The sequence below is a fragment of the Marinobacter arenosus genome (assembly GCF_019264345.1).
In the GTDB taxonomy this organism is placed as follows: domain Bacteria; phylum Pseudomonadota; class Gammaproteobacteria; order Pseudomonadales; family Oleiphilaceae; genus Marinobacter; species Marinobacter arenosus.
The window spans coordinates 25,256-39,554 of sequence record NZ_JAHVAO010000001.1; the positions used below are offsets into that span (position 1 = coordinate 25,256).

Genomic DNA, 14,299 nt, shown 5'->3' on the forward strand with positions numbered 1-14,299 from the left:
GATGACTTTGAAGATAGGCATTCTGGCCACCGGCATTACGCCGGATCCATTGATTGGCGAGTTCGGCTCCTTCGCCGACATGTTTCAACGCTTGTTCAAGCAGGCCGGCCATCAATTTGATTACGTCAACTTTGACGTGCGTGACGGCGAGTTTCCTGAATCCGCGACCGATTGCGACGGCTGGATTGTGACCGGCTCAAAGTCCAACGTGTATGAAAACCTGCCCTGGATGCAAAAGCTCAAGGTACTGATCCGCGACATTTACCTGGCAGACCGCCCGATGCTTGGCATCTGCTTTGGCCACCAGATCATTGCCGATGCCTTCGATGCACACGTACACAAGTATTCCGGCGGTTGGGGAGTGGGGCTTCACGAATACTCCCTGACCAGAAAGGTAGAGGGCCTGGACCTGGAGTCAGCGAAATTCACGCTCAGCGTGATGCACCAGGATCAGGTATTGGAAAAGCCCGACGCAGCCGAAGTGATTGCGGAATCGGCTTTCTGCCCGCACGCGGTGCTCCAGTACGACAACCGGATCCTGACGTTCCAAGCGCATCCGGAATTCGATGTAACCTTTGAGACCCGCCTGGTGAAGCACCTTCGTGGTCAATCCGTTCCGGAAGCCGACGCAGACAAAGCGCTTGAAGGGCTTTCAACACCAGAGGCCACGACAGATTCCATAGCGATCGCCAACTGGATGGCGGGATTCCTGATGCGCGACCAAAAAAAGGCCAGCAACACTGCCAAAGCCGAAGAGGAAACAGCGGCAACCTGCTAACGCGGTAAATGACAACTGCTCCAACAGAAAGCCGGCCCAAAGCCGGCTTTTTTTATAAAGGTGTGCCAACGGGCCGTCGCCGCGGGCTCACACGTTCAATGGAATTAGTCGTAGCTGAACCGCCCCGACAGGATACGATGCGACGGCGAGCCTCGCCTTATCAGGTGATCTTCAGCGATATTCATCACGATGGTTAGCCCGCACACCACAAAGACCCAGCCGCTTAAAACTGGCCCCAAGAGGCTGTGCATATTCTTGCAACCCGCTGAGGATAATGCTGTTTCGACAGATACCTTAGTTACAGGTCTCGTTATGGCGAGCAACAATTGTGCATAATGCCTGTAACAAGGAGGCCAGTTTGCGGCCGATGGCTGCCGGTCGCCCCTGGTAGGGCGCCGCTTAACAAATGCGTTAGTACCACAATCCTAGGGACGAGTAATTTGAGAAAAGTATTAATGAGTGCGTGCCTTCTAGGGAAAAAGGTCAGATACGATGGAGGAAGCCTTTCGGTACATGATCAACTGATCGAAAGGTGGGTATCTGAGGGGCGGGTTGTTTCAGTCTGTCCGGAAGTTGAGGCCGGGATGAGTATCCCCAGGAACCCTGCGGAGATTTTCCAGGGTAACGGGTACATGGTATTGGACGGTGAAACCGACGTTGTTGAAAAGGGCGGGAATGTCGTCACCGACGAGTTCATTGCCGGTGCCTCGATTGCCCTGGAGCTGTGCAAGAAGTTCAGCATTGATATAGCAGTACTGGCTGAGTCCAGTCCTTCTTGCGGCAGCTCGTTCATCTATGATGGTAGCTTTTCCGGTAACCGGTCTCCCGGTATTGGCGTTACGGTCGCGTTGCTGCGTCGGCATGGTATTCAAGTGTTTAGCCAACATGAGATAGCGGATGCTAACAGGGCCCTCCACGCGACGAGCGCGTGATGGCAAGCGTTAATCCTATTGGAGACTCTCGGATGAGATTATGGCTTCTTCTGGCAGTTGTGGTTTTCACCGGGTGTGATAACACGACGCTTACAGCCGCTCCCAACTTTTCGCTCTTTGAAACGTCTGCCGGTGTTGTGTATTTGATCAACCAGAATACCGGGGAATTGAAAGTCATTCCTACGAAGCATGTTGTCGTCATTAATGCCGGTGACATTTTTGAGGACGATGAGGGGCACTTCTTCCAATACATCGGGGATGGGCAAGTCGAGAGGGTTGATGAACCTGAGGCTTTAGTCCAGAAGCACAGCGACTAACAAGCCTCACACGCGCCCATTGGAATCGGCGCGTGTGAGGCCAATTAGGGCCGGACTGTTGAGCCCGGCTATCGAGTCCCCGTCCTTGATACCATGATTCGTATTGGCTCGCCCGGATTGCCGGCAAACGGATCGACGTGCTCGGTGCTGGTGAACAACAGCTGATCGTCCTTGAGTATCCTGGCCCGTAACCCGTAGGTCATGCGTTCACTGATCACTGACGGATCGTAGACGAGTCTGAAGGGGTAGGGCGGGGCCTTATCGTCAACGACATAGGTGTAGTCGGTGATGACCGTGGCGGGAGCATCTGCCCGTGATTGGTCTTCAAGCGTCACGATAACTTTGGTGCCGGGCGGCAACGCGATGCGTTCGCGATACCAGACTTCACCGGTTACGACCTGCATTAACGAATTGTCGGGTTGTTGCCGGGATTCAGTCATCGAGACCCCCTGGTTGCTGCATGCCGCGAGTAACAGGGCGCAGATGCCCATTGCCCAACCTGCTTTCACTTTCATTGTTCTCTCCCTGAGTCCCAGGAAAATGGGATAGATCTCTCTGTTGGTAATGCCGTCCGGAAAAACTATAAACCCTATGTTGATAGGTTCACAGTGCGAAACAGTGCGGTTCCGGTCACTCCGTGATGGGCTGTGAGAGGATCCAAAGGCTTAACACGGTGAGTCCGACCATGGCGATTGTCATCGGGACTTGCGACAGCGCCGCGCGCCGAGCATCTTCGAACAGCTGGAGTGCGCGCCGGTGAGCGACCAGGACAGAAAGCGCGTGCCCCGCAATCAAGGCCGTGAAGGCTATCCACCAGATGTGCCTGGCTCCGATGACGCTGACGTCGATGGACCAGTTCCGCGTACCGAACAAATCCCACCCCAGGCCAAACGGATCGGACGCCGCGGGGAAGATCAGCTGGCCGGCAATCAGCAGGTACGAGACATAGTGCGAGAGGTGGTAGGCGACGGCGATAGGCAGGAGCGTACCGGCGAAGGCGCGCGCGAGCTGGCCAATCTGGAACGTCCCGCCGACCAGTGCCCGCATCAGAATCATCAAAAGCCAGTAGGCGCCGTAAAAGCCGGCTATGGTGGTCAAGAGGCCAACAGTGCGAATCACCTGAATCAAATCCGCCCCCTGGTCACGCAACCACAGCAGCGGCGAGCGCAGTGACGGTGAGTTGCTCACGAAATCCAGCACTGCGGTCCAGACCAAGGTCTCGGACAAACCGTCGAAGAGCACAATCCCAATGAGCCCTATGACCAGAGCCACCTCACCGCGGATGGGCTCTGCCTTGCTCAACAGGCCTTCGCCCGGCGGGCGCACGCGCAGGACGGTGGCGCTGGTCACCGAGAGCGGGGCAACCCGACCGAGCGCCGCAAAAATACGGCTCAGGGGGTCTGCCACACGGAACCACTGTTCTCCAAAAGCGAGCCCGCCGACGAGGGCGACCAGGAGGTAGGCGATCAGCAGCAGGCCCACTGTTTGCGGATCTTCCGACCAGTCCGATGTCAGCTCAATCCAGGCGATCGCCAGAAGCCCTGCCGGTGCCATCAGACCGGCGGCCGATGGCAGGTTGGCCGCACTGCCATGCCATGGCCGACCGGTCGCCCGCGCTGACAATGCCGCCAGTCTGCGAAATGGGTCGATCTGCGGCCAGAGGCAGACCACCAGGGCCGAGAAGAGCACGAGACCTACCCAACAGATCACCCAGACCCAGACGGTCGTGAAATTGCGCATGGCCTCCTGCGGTCCGAGGAATGCGGAGCCGAGCAGGACTGCCAGAACAATCAGGCCGACAACGCCCAACATCGCAGAAAATACCTGACCCACTTTGGCGGGCAGCGGTATGTCCAGATGCAGGGGGCGGGTTCGCCCGGTGCGGAGGACGAGCAATGCGCCGACAAACGACGCCGCCACCGCCATCCCCGCCGCGGTAAGGTACAGACTGAGCGGCAACGGCAGGTCGTAGCGTGCGCCGAAGGCATGCGCCTGAACTTGCGACGTCGCCAGAACCGTCGTCGCAAACGCACCCGGCCAGCGCGTCACTCAGGCCGAACCCCATAGCAAGCGAGATGGCTGTCGATCCGGCGCCGCGTCACCCGCCTAGTGTCCGGCCAGGTGGTTCCACTCCGGCAAGAGCGTGAGCGAGTTCGGGTTGAACCCGGCGTTCTTGAGGGTGTCCATCGAAGCGACCACTTCGCCGCTCTCGAGATCCACCACCGATACCGAGCCGTCACTCATGTCCGGCAGGTTGATGAACGAGTTCTGGACGAACCCGTACCGGAAGTCCGGCGTGAACCCGACATGGTGCGCACCGTCGGCCGTCGTGATCTGCTTCAATAGCTTCGGCTTCGTTGGGCCTTCCGAGATGTCGAAGATATGCAGATGACCCGGCTTCATCGCCGTTGTCACGTACATGCGATCGGGGTTCTTGTCGTCGTTGAAGTAGATCTCAAGCGGCACACTGGCACCATGCTTGGCGAAATTGAAAATCGTCTCGCGACTGAAATCCTGGGCGTCCGTATTCCAGACCAGCGCTTCGAGCGTATGTCCGAACATGTTGGTCACGATCGCTGTTGCAGGCTCGGTACCGGGCACGAAGAACACCTCAACGGGCGCCACCTTGGACGGCGACTCGGCATCCGTCATCTTGATCTTGCCAAGCGGCTCAAGGTCAGAGGCACGTACCACCGAGACAAACTCGTCCGGGCTGGTCAGATCCGGCGTGATGGTCGAGGTGACCAGTATGCGATCGATCGCCGTGTTGACGGCGAGGCCGTGGGGGTAGGTTCCCGGCAGATCAATCTCGCCGACCACTTCGTCGCTCGCGACGTTGCCGACGATCACCTTGCCCGAGCCCATACAGGTCAGGTACCAGCGTTCGTTCGCTTCGTCCAGAATCACATCCTCGGCCACGTTACACGGCGGCGTTTCAATCGTGGAGAGGCGGTAGGGATTCTTTGTCAGATCCAGCACCTGAAGCGCCGGCTGTTGCAGGCCGGTGATGTAGGCCTTGCTCATCGTTCGGTCATAGAAGATGTGGTGTGCGACGGTTGCGGGGTCAATCGGAATATCCGAAACAACCTTTCCGAAATTCGGACTCTCCGGGTCGACGTCGATTATGGCCAGACCCTCGCGTCGAGCTGTTTCGCCAGATAATTTGAGGCTCTTGAGCTGGTCCGCAGGCTTACTTTCGTAATTCATGACGGCCAGTATTTCTGCGGTTGCCGGGGCGGTGGGGACGAATGCTGCCAATGCCGCCAAAGTCCAGGGGATTGCGGTTTTCATGGGATGCCCTCCTTAGTGGGGCACGACCAGCCTGAGACAACCCCAGGCAGTCTCATAGAAAGGTATAGTTCCTGCCGGACCGGAAAGCAATGCTTCCGGGGCTGGTCGATCACGCACAGTAGAGGACAGTAACCAATTGATTTTAATTGCGAAGAGGGCGAAAGATTGCGTGGGTAAGTCAGGTGTCGATACCTTGTTTTCTCACTGCACTGAGCTTTTAGGTATGGTGTGTGATCTCTAAAATGTAGGTGTAGGTGCCACTCAACAAAGTGCTCATCTCATGGAATTGGCCCTTGGGCATTGTCCTAACAAAGGAATGTTTCGGGTCTCCACCATTCAGCATCGATTAGCAATGAGAGAGTGTTGAAAGTTCTCAGGCTATGGAGCCACTAGAGTGAGGTATTTTGCTTACGGATCAAACATGTCGCTTCTCAGATTGAGAGAGAGGGTTCCTGGTGCAGAGCGAAAAGGTATGTTCACGCTGGTCGGGCACTCTCTCCGGTTTCATAAGTCGAGCGAAAAGGACGGTTCTGCAAAATGCGACGCGCTTTTCACAGGAAAGGCTGATGATTGTGTCATTGGTGCACTGTTTGAAATACCGGAAGGCGAGAAAGGCCCGCTGGACCGAGCTGAGGGATTGGGTTTCGGCTATCAGGAAAAGCTGGTTACCGTCATTGATGATCAGGGGAATTCCCTTGAGGCTTTTACCTACTATGCAACGAATATCGATCCAACCTTGCTGCCGTACTCCTGGTATTTACACCACGTCATACACGGCGCGCGAGAAACAGGGGTTCCCGCTGACTATCTGGATGCCATTTCAGCCACACAAAGCCAAGAAGATCCGGACAGAGAACGAGATGCAAGGGAGCGGGCAATATACCGTTAAAAAATGGGGTCGCCGGTGGCTTTGACGGCATAGAACAAGCAGTCACTCTTCGCAATAACGGGGTTGGTGGTGATCATAAACGCTTTGATGGCCTGGGCGGGGTAGATCTGCCCATCCCTGACTTGCAGAACCTGCTCCAGATTTTCAGTCCGATTGTGGCTGATCGCTGTCAGGATTCTGAGGCCTTTTTCCCCGACCCATCCGAGCGGTTCATCCGGCGATACAATCCCGAAATTCCGGCGTTCGATGTCGGGCGGAAACGTAAGGTCAGCCTGGCCGGTGGGCTCAAGCCGGTATTCGATGGTCGCTTCGGGCGCCAGTTCCACCCGAATCGGGTTGCGCATGACGGCGACGTCCCAATCCGCCTGTTCCAGTGACAGCACGTCGGGTCTCGAGGCGTACCGAATCAGGCCCTCGTACGCCAGCTGATGAGCGTGATCATCCTGGGACCCTCCACACTCGATCGTCACCGTGGGTACCTCCTGCTCTGAATATTCCATCAGCGCACCCAGGCGAAGATCCGTCATGACGAGGCGGTCGGTGAAGAGAGAGGTCAGTGCCTGATGTGCGGCGTCATTGGTGATGGTCACAGCGAAAGCCGGGCCCGTGCCCGAGGTGTTGTGCAGGTCCAGCAGGCACTCAGGTTTCGCCTTGTGTAGCTCGGCCAGCATGGCGTGTGCAATGGCACCCTCTTCCCCTTCGAAAGGTTCTTTAAAACATCGGTTCAGGTCGAGCCCCTCGGGCAGTTGGCGATGTGAAAGCGGGGGGTGAATTTTGGCGGGATAGACGCCACCAAGGAGGAACAGCATGTTGACCTCGGGCGTTTGCTGTTCAAGCAGCCACCGGTGAAGGGCAAACAGGCCTGAAGGCTCATTGCCGTGAAGCAACGTGGCCATGGCTCGGGTTCGCGAGGGATCGCTGCCGGTAACGTGAATCACCGTGGGCTTGTGCAGCCGGTCCAGCCACTCCAGTGGTGAACGCCCCAGAGTCCGGGGTGATGGGTCGTTCAGATAATCAAGAATGTTCGAGTTGCTCATGGTGACAGCGTCCATTCGTGGAGCGGAATGTTTTTCTTCTGTTCGGCCATGTAGAGAGACAGCATACATCGGAATGCCTCATCGGGATTCAGGGACCTGAGAAGTGACTCGGTGATATGTCGTTGCCATCGGGCGCCCGATATATTGGTCTCAATGCGGCCTTCGATGATGCCCAGCAGTCGGTGAATTTCCGAGTCTTCCACGGCTGTTTGTGTCAACGCTTCCCGGGCTCGCGGCAGCAGTTCCCTGGCTACGGTTAAGAGTGGCATATCCTGTAGCTGAACCTGATCCTTTTGCGGCCATATGATCTCCGCGCCGATCCCGTATTTGGCGGCGCGGTAGAAATTGTGCTCGGTGTAGTGGAAGGGGAGTATCGACGTCAGATGGCGAATGTCATCGAGCACCGCCAACGCCGCCCCGATGACGAACAGCCCGTTCGCACACATATCAACGGCAGTCGGCCCCGCCGGCATGGAACGAATCTCGATGCGCAGATGACCACCGTCTGAATGATCGTAAATGGCCCGGTTCCAGGGCCATGTGGTGCCCTGGTGCAGGCGCATCTCGGAAAGTTTCGGCACGTCTCCACAATTAACCACAGCCATCGGATCTTCCTCCGACATCAGTGGAATGATGGGCGGATACAGTGACGCGGAGGCCGCAAACAGTTCCCACGCGCTGCGTGCCCAGCCGTTGCCGTAGTAGACCCGCGGCGGGTGGCGCCAGGTCTTGTGGTTGGGGGAACGGCTGTCGATGGATTGCTTGAACAGGGCAATACGGGTTTCGTCCCAGAGCTGGTGGCCAAACAGACTGGGCGAGTTGCTGGCCAGAGCCAGGACAACCGGCGTGACCAGCTGGACGGCATTGAAATAATCGGCGAAACGGTGGGCGGGCACCCGCCAGTGCAGTTGGAACGAGGTATTGGCCCCTTCCATGTAGACGTCGTCGGCTTCCAGGTCGATGACATCGTTGCCACCAATATGGATGCTGAATGGCTCGCCCCGTTGCTTGAGCAGTGCTTGGGATAAGGCATGGTACCGCGGCACGTCGGTCATCACGTGCGCGCCCATGTCGGACTGGCGAAGTGTCGGCAGAATGCCGATCGGGACCAGTTCGCCATCCAGTGGTGCGGCGTGCTGGTTGATTCGTCCGATCGCAGCGAGCAGCTCTTGTTCTGTTCTGGCAAACGGATGGCCGCTGAAAGCCTGGGGTTTGAGGTTGTATTCGAGATTGAAGCGATTGAGCTCAACCGTCAGTTGGGGGTCCTGGACCCTGGCGGCGATTTCTGTATTGATGGGCTGAACGCGGAGTTCAGAGTTTACGATGTAGAACTCGACTTCGGCGCCAATGGAACTCTCGCCCTCACCAAAGTCGGGCCGGTCCAGAAGACGAGTGAGTGCCTTGAGGTCGGTTCGGACCTTGGCCGCAAAACGTTCAAACTCATCCGCTGAAAACTCCGTCCTATCGATTGACAGTCCCACAGTAACGTCGTCTCTAACGCCAACTTACCTTGATAGTAGTGGAAGATGGGCTCGACAGCAGCTCAAGGCCACGAAACCATGGCCGTACACACCCGGTCATTGTGCCGCACAATCCGCCGGTCCTTTTCTGGAAAGCATCAATCCGGCCGTGCGGGAGGCCGGACTGGGCATGGGCATGTCGCCATTGCAGGTGCTGATGCGGGTCGAGTTGCCGTTGGCGGGCAGGGTCATCCTTGCCGGCATTCGAACCTCCGTTACGATTAACATCGCCACCGCCGCCATCGGCTCAACGATCGGTGCGCGTACCCTGGGCGACCCGGTTATTGCCGGGTTGGTGAACGGCAACACGGCCTATGTGTTGCAGGGAGCAATCCTGATTGGCCTGCTGGCACTCGCCGCAGGCGGCGGTTTAATACGCTCTTTTTCATAGCGCCCTGACGGGAAGTGGGTGCGAGGGGCACGGTCCTGAACCTCTTAAAATTTGTTGAAAATGGTTCGTTGACGAACTATATTCGAGGGCGATTACTTCAGGGTAGTGGGGCAAGAGGGCGTCAATGAAACTAAGAACCAACGGGATTGTTTTCCAGGTCGCAGAGCTCCGCGATAACGCTTATGACCATGTGTCGAAGGAATTGAGGCGCCTGGGTCTCGATGACCTGGCCCCCTCACACGGCCTGATCCTGATCACGCTGTATCGGGAGAGAGCCCTGTCGCTGAAGGACCTGTCGGTACGAATCAACAAGAAGAAGTCTTCCACCACCGAGTTGGTGGATAAACTCATTCGGCTGGGTTACGTCGAGAAAACTGCATCCAGTGAGGACCAGAGAGTGAAGCTGGTCAGGTTGACCGAGAAAAGCCTGTCCCATAAGCAGGACTTCAAAGCACTTTCTGACAGTGTGAACGGTCGTCTGTATCAAGGTTTCACGGCCGAGGATAAGCGGGAATTGATGCGCTTGATGAACAAAGCGCTCGCCAACTATTCGTAGTTTTAGCTGTTTGGTTCGTTGACGAACTGAAGGAATCAGGAGGAACAGGGGCATGAAAGCAGTATTCCAGACGGTGTACGGCAACAGTGATGTCCTGAGGTATGGAGACCAGGAAAACCCAGACATCAAACCCAATCAGGTGCTTGTCAGGAACTATGCGTCCAGCGTCAACCCGAGAGATTGTCTGATCAGGAGTGGTCGATATCAGTTGCAGTTTCTCGTTCCGAAATTCCCCCTGATCCTGGGGAGTGACCTGGCGGGCGAAGTCCTCGAGACCGGTCGTCGTGTCAAAGGGTTTAAGCCCGGAGATCGCGTCTTTGGGATGAAGAACCCCATGGAGGGACTTTCAACCTATGCGGAGCAGGTCGCTGTGCCGGCAGCAAATGTTGCGTTGATTCCCGGACACTTGTCATACATTGAAGCGGCGGGCGTGCCACTGTGTGGTCTGACCGCCTGGCAGGCCCTTGTCGGCCATGCAAACCTGAGTGCGGGCAAGCACGTGTTGGTTGTGGGTGCCTCAGGCGGTGTTGGCAGTTATTCCGTTCAGATTGCCAAAGCGCTGGGAGCGACAGTGACGGCCGTTTGCAGTGGCGCCAATGCTGAAATGGTGAAGGCGTTGGGGGCTGACGGGGTCATCGATTATCAGCGGTCCGACTTCACCGGGAAAAAGGATCGTTATGACATCATTTTCGATACCGTTGGCCGGCATAACCTCAAACGCTACGGCCCGGTTCTCAAGCCTGGTGGCTTTTTTGTTTCGACCATTCCGAGCCCTGAAAACCTGAAAGCCATGGCCGTAACGCGGGCCCGGTCGCTGCTTTCGAAGACCGCCTTGAGGGCGGAAGTTGTGATGGTCAAAGCCAGTGGGCGGGAACTGCAGCGGATTGGTCAGTTGATCGAGCAAGGCAAGGTAACGCCACTGATTGACCGGGTGTTTCCCCTGGAGGAAACGGCGGCTGCACACGATCTCAGTCGAAGTCTGAGGGCGAAAGGCAAGATCATTCTGGATATCCCGGCCCGGTCTTGAGGGAGAGCGGCGATGATTCGAGTTAAGGAATCGTTTGAATCCCGCATGTGGCGGTGGGGTGGAAACCTGTTTCCCGCCTACCGCCGTGTTGGTGCGCGAGTAACGTATGTATCCCCCGACTTTTGCGAAGTGCACGTGAAAATACCCAACACCTGGCGCACGCGCAATCACCTGGGAATCACCTGGGGAGGTGGCTTGTACAGCGCGCTGGACCCGATCTATGGGGTGATGATCTACAAGTTATTGGGGTATCGGCATCGTGTCGTGGATAAATGTGCGGACATTGAGTTCAAGAAACCGGTGACCACAACCGTTTACGCCAGGTTTCAGCTGAGTCGAGCTGAGATTGAAGGTATCCGTTCGTGCCTGGAGTCCAATCCCAAAGTTGAACGAAGCTATCGGGTGGACCTGGTGGACCGGGCCGGTACCGTCCACGTCTCTTGCCTGAAAACCCTTTGTATTCTCTCTTCGCCCTGATCGCACGGGGTTTGCCCACTACTCTTACTGGAGAAATCTAAATGCTGGAAACGTTATTGGTTCTTAACGCGATCTGGTTTGCGATGGCGTTCAATGTGTTCTCAATTCGTAACAGGATATTCGCAAAGGTTCTTGTGCCAAGGGAACACAGGGATACGCCGGTCTTTGATGTGCTCGCCGAATCGGGCCGTTTTCTCGGTGGATTCAACCTCGCCTTTGCGCTCTTGAATGTTCTGCTGTCGATTAACCTGGAGGCCTTTCCAACGGATGCCCAGCGGTCGATACTGCTTTGGGTGTTTGCGGTCGCCCATGGCTCACAGTTTGCCTTTAACGTGCCCGTTGCCATCCAGAACCGGCGAGGTAAGGGCGTGTGGCAGGTTAAAGGATTGATGCTCTTCATTTTTGTCACTGATTTCATAATGATGGTTTTGAATTTGGCTCTGGCACTCTCGTATTCCTACTAGGTAAATCAGCGCGACCCGTAGCGACTGCAGATGACCTGATCTTAATCAGAACAAACCTTGTCGGTGGATTGGTTGCTGACTAGGCTGGTACTGACGAAGCACGCAAAGGGCAGGCGGCATGAAGTTTCCTTCAAGCACAGCGTTTGCGCTCCTGGGTGCGGCATTGATCGCAATCAGTTACGGGCTCGCGCGTTTCGCCTTCGGTCTGTTTGTCCCCCCGATTCGAGCCGAGCTGGAACTGGCACCGGACGTGATCGGTATCATCGGTGCGCTGCCGCTGATCAGTTTTGTGCTCGCCTCTCTGGTCGCCCCCTGGTGCGCAGATCGTCTCGGTGCCCGTAACACGGCGTTGCTGTCCGGTGTCTTTGGGACGGTTGGGCTGGTCTTGATCAGTCAGGCCGTTGGTGCATTGTCCCTCGGCGTCGGTGTTTTCGCGTGCGGCATCTGCACGGGCCTGATGATGCCGGCTTTGACGGCGGCCATGCAGGCATTGGTGAAACGTTCCCTGCACGGGCGCGTGAGCTCGGTCATGAACGCCGGCACCAGCATCGGCGTGATCGTTTCGGTCCCCACAATTCTCTTTCTGGCTGGCGCCTGGCGTTTTGCCTATGCATCGTTTGCCGTCCTGGCGGTAATGGGCGTCATTGCCACCCGGTTTTTCATTCCGTCGGTTTCCCGTGTCGTGCCGTCAAATGCAGCGCCGCCGCCACCGATCAGCGCTCTCCAGTGGTCGCGCCTGTTCCGGCTCTCACTGTTTGCCTTCATGATGGGCTTCGTCTCTGCCGCCTACTGGATCTTTGCGCCCGATCTGGTGGTCAACCTCGGCTCCCTGGCTTCCGATGCAACCGGTTGGCTCTGGCTCGCCGTTGGCATTGCCGGCCTCGGCGGTGCGGTGGTGGCGGACCTGGCCGATCGCAACAACCCGCCAATCACCCAGGCATTGATGTTGATGATGCTGTCCACGAGCCTGGCATTGCTCGCCGCCAGTCCGGGTAATCTGGCCATTGCGGCATTCTCGGCGCTGGTCTTTGGCCTCGCTTACATGAGTTTGACTGGCCTGTATCTGATGACGGGCATCCGGCTGTTGCCGGGCCGCCTGTCAATGGGCCCGGTACTGCCGTTCATCGCGGTTTCGCTCGGGCAGGCGACCGGCTCCCCCCTGGTGGGGTTGTTTGTGAAAGAGTTCGGGTATGCCGACGCGTTTGCGATGTTTGCCGCGATCGGCATTGTGGTGGCGATGCTGTCGCCGCTTTATCCCCGGTACCTTGAAGAGGATGGAGCGGAGCCGGAGGCGGAGGAAGAAACAGGCCTCCAGGCGGCGTACAACTATCAACTTCTGGACGAGGAAGGGGAGCCAATCGGGCCCTCGTCGTGAGCGCTCCGGCCAGTCCCCGGCAAGGGTGCCGTTAAACCAGCGCTTCGAGTTCTGCGAAACGATCGGCGCCGTCGGTTACCCGTGCAAGCCAGCTCAACGGGATGCCTTTCTCACTCCCAACGCCGTGTATCGCCGCCATGGCAGGCCCGATGAGCCAGGCCCGGCCGCAGGAATCACCGCCACAGTGAATATTCGCCCGGATTGCGTCCGCAAACGTAGGTGCCTGACTGATGATGTGAAAGCAGACGGGCATTGCTTCGTGGAGATAGCAGGTTCGGCCAAATGTGTCTCCGGCTTGAATGGGATTGAGCCTGCTGTCGGAGATGGCTGTCGAAAGGTTTTGAGGCGCGGGGGCCAGTTCCATAGCGGCCTCGATCGCTTGCGCAGGCGGAATGCCCAGGAACAGTCTTTCAAGGAGTCGCGCCGCGCACCGCGCCCAGCCCACGGCTTCGTCGTTGTTGTTGGTCACCCGCACGGCGGCGTCGACGTGCGTCATCAGGTCGCTTTGGCCAAGGTAACAGGCAACCAGGGGAGGGAGCTTGGACACGGCGGGTAACTGCTTGTCATCGGCGCCACTCTCTGGCTGCAGGTTCTGATCAATGGTTTCCGCCAGAAATACCCCCGCATCCTGAATCCGGGCGTCCTGGTAGGTGAGGTTGATGGCCTTGCGAACCGGCGCCGCCAACTGATCGCCGGTCAGCCGGCGGGTGTAGGGCAGGACCTTCTGCACCAGTATGCGCTTCTGTTCATCCGTCAGCTCGGTGTGGATCGATGAAAAGGCCCGTTCGATGGCCCGCTGCTCTGTCGCAATGAGGTTGTTCAGGGTGCCCCGGGTGGGGTTGTCGATAAACCCCTGCCACGCTCCGCCGGGGCCGAAGCAGTTCGCGAAGCGACGCTGGTAATCGCGAATATTGAGTGTTCCCTGGTTCGCGAGAAGGCTGTCGGTTAGCACCTTCGTCGCAGCGCCGTAGTGGCTCACGTCGCCCGGTGTCTTGCCCTCATGGGCGAAATAACCGAACACGCCCTCAAAGTACTCCGCTCGGGGCGGGAGAAACTCCGGTGCCTCGCCACCGACATCGGTTATCCGGGCGCTGTTGTAGAGCCAGTGGAGCCCGAGGCTGGCAGCGTCTGCCACCCAGCCCCCGGCAATGGCTGAGACGATACGTGCACGTTTGTCTTCGGGTAATCTGTCGGTCATGATGCTCCCGCTTGGTCAGGCTGATTCGTTCACTGCGGGTAAGTGTA

At 57.5% G+C, this 14,299-nt stretch carries 15 protein-coding genes and 1 pseudogene; 10 read left to right on the top strand and 6 right to left on the bottom strand.

What is annotated here, in order from left to right:
• Window position 1 precedes the first annotated feature (1 nt).
• From KXD86_RS00140 to KXD86_RS00150, 3 genes are all read left to right on the top strand, one after another.
• Window positions 2-778: a glutamine amidotransferase-related protein gene (locus KXD86_RS00140; RefSeq protein WP_218634077.1), complete on the top strand. Its 777-nt coding sequence runs from the start codon at window positions 2-4 to the stop codon at window positions 776-778.
• 440 nt (window positions 779-1,218) lie between these two features.
• A complete protein-coding gene (locus tag KXD86_RS00145; protein ID WP_218634078.1) occupies window positions 1,219-1,710 on the top strand; it encodes a 2-thiouracil desulfurase family protein in 492 nt (163 codons plus the stop codon).
• Window positions 1,711-1,742: 32 nt separating this feature from the next.
• The gene (locus KXD86_RS00150; protein ID WP_218634079.1) at window positions 1,743-2,027 is read left to right on the top strand and encodes a hypothetical protein; all 285 of its coding nucleotides are present in this window, start codon (window positions 1,743-1,745) and stop codon (window positions 2,025-2,027) included.
• Between the two features lie 68 nt (window positions 2,028-2,095).
• On the opposite strand, the gene KXD86_RS00155 is transcribed toward KXD86_RS00150, so the two are convergent.
• From KXD86_RS00155 to KXD86_RS00165, 3 genes are all read right to left on the bottom strand, one after another.
• Entirely contained in the window at window positions 2,096-2,542 is a 447-nt protein-coding gene (locus KXD86_RS00155) for a YbaY family lipoprotein (RefSeq protein ID WP_218634080.1), read from the bottom strand.
• Window positions 2,543-2,657: 115 nt separating this feature from the next.
• The gene (locus KXD86_RS00160; RefSeq protein ID WP_218634081.1) at window positions 2,658-4,076 is read right to left on the bottom strand and encodes a hypothetical protein; all 1,419 of its coding nucleotides are present in this window, start codon (window positions 4,074-4,076) and stop codon (window positions 2,658-2,660) included.
• A 57-nt stretch (window positions 4,077-4,133) separates the two neighbouring features.
• Window positions 4,134-5,318: a YncE family protein gene (locus KXD86_RS00165; protein WP_218634082.1), complete on the bottom strand. Its 1,185-nt coding sequence runs from the start codon at window positions 5,316-5,318 to the stop codon at window positions 4,134-4,136.
• A gap of 394 nt (window positions 5,319-5,712) precedes the next feature.
• Here KXD86_RS00165 and KXD86_RS00170 point away from each other — a divergent pair, with 394 nt between their 5' ends.
• Complete coding sequence (locus KXD86_RS00170) at window positions 5,713-6,207, top strand: gamma-glutamylcyclotransferase family protein (RefSeq protein ID WP_218634083.1); 495 nt, start codon at window positions 5,713-5,715, stop codon at window positions 6,205-6,207.
• Here KXD86_RS00170 and KXD86_RS00175 read toward each other — a convergent pair.
• Window positions 6,204-7,244 (bottom strand): M14 family metallopeptidase, encoded by a 1,041-nt coding sequence (locus KXD86_RS00175; RefSeq protein WP_228739283.1) that lies wholly within the window; start codon window positions 7,242-7,244, stop codon window positions 6,204-6,206. The two genes, KXD86_RS00170 and KXD86_RS00175, sit on opposite strands and share 4 nt — an antisense overlap.
• Complete coding sequence (locus KXD86_RS00180) at window positions 7,241-8,725, bottom strand: glutamate-cysteine ligase family protein (protein ID WP_218634085.1); 1,485 nt, start codon at window positions 8,723-8,725, stop codon at window positions 7,241-7,243. Before KXD86_RS00180 ends, KXD86_RS00175 begins: the two co-directional genes overlap by 4 nt.
• A gap of 127 nt (window positions 8,726-8,852) precedes the next feature.
• On the opposite strand from KXD86_RS00180, the pseudogene KXD86_RS00185 reads away from it, so the two are divergent.
• From KXD86_RS00185 to KXD86_RS00210, 6 genes and pseudogenes are all read left to right on the top strand, one after another.
• Window positions 8,853-9,155 (top strand): annotated as a pseudogene (locus tag KXD86_RS00185) (ABC transporter permease subunit); the annotation flags it as partial.
• A 124-nt stretch (window positions 9,156-9,279) separates the two neighbouring features.
• Window positions 9,280-9,711: a MarR family winged helix-turn-helix transcriptional regulator gene (locus tag KXD86_RS00190; protein WP_218634086.1), complete on the top strand. Its 432-nt coding sequence runs from the start codon at window positions 9,280-9,282 to the stop codon at window positions 9,709-9,711.
• Window positions 9,712-9,763: 52 nt separating this feature from the next.
• Window positions 9,764-10,738, top strand: coding sequence for an NADP-dependent oxidoreductase (locus tag KXD86_RS00195; protein WP_218634087.1), 975 nt, complete (start codon window positions 9,764-9,766; stop codon window positions 10,736-10,738).
• A gap of 12 nt (window positions 10,739-10,750) precedes the next feature.
• On the top strand, window positions 10,751-11,215 hold the full coding sequence (locus tag KXD86_RS00200) for a DUF4442 domain-containing protein (RefSeq protein WP_218634088.1): 465 nt from the start codon (window positions 10,751-10,753) through the stop codon (window positions 11,213-11,215).
• A 41-nt stretch (window positions 11,216-11,256) separates the two neighbouring features.
• Window positions 11,257-11,679, top strand: a complete 423-nt coding sequence (locus tag KXD86_RS00205) for a hypothetical protein (protein WP_218634089.1) — start codon at window positions 11,257-11,259, stop codon at window positions 11,677-11,679.
• Window positions 11,680-11,797: 118 nt separating this feature from the next.
• Window positions 11,798-13,054: an MFS transporter gene (locus KXD86_RS00210; protein ID WP_218634090.1), complete on the top strand. Its 1,257-nt coding sequence runs from the start codon at window positions 11,798-11,800 to the stop codon at window positions 13,052-13,054.
• 31 nt (window positions 13,055-13,085) lie between these two features.
• Here KXD86_RS00210 and KXD86_RS00215 read toward each other — a convergent pair whose 3' ends face one another.
• A complete protein-coding gene (locus KXD86_RS00215) occupies window positions 13,086-14,252 on the bottom strand; it encodes an ADP-ribosylglycohydrolase family protein (RefSeq protein WP_218634091.1) in 1,167 nt (388 codons plus the stop codon).
• Window positions 14,253-14,299 lie beyond the last annotated feature (47 nt).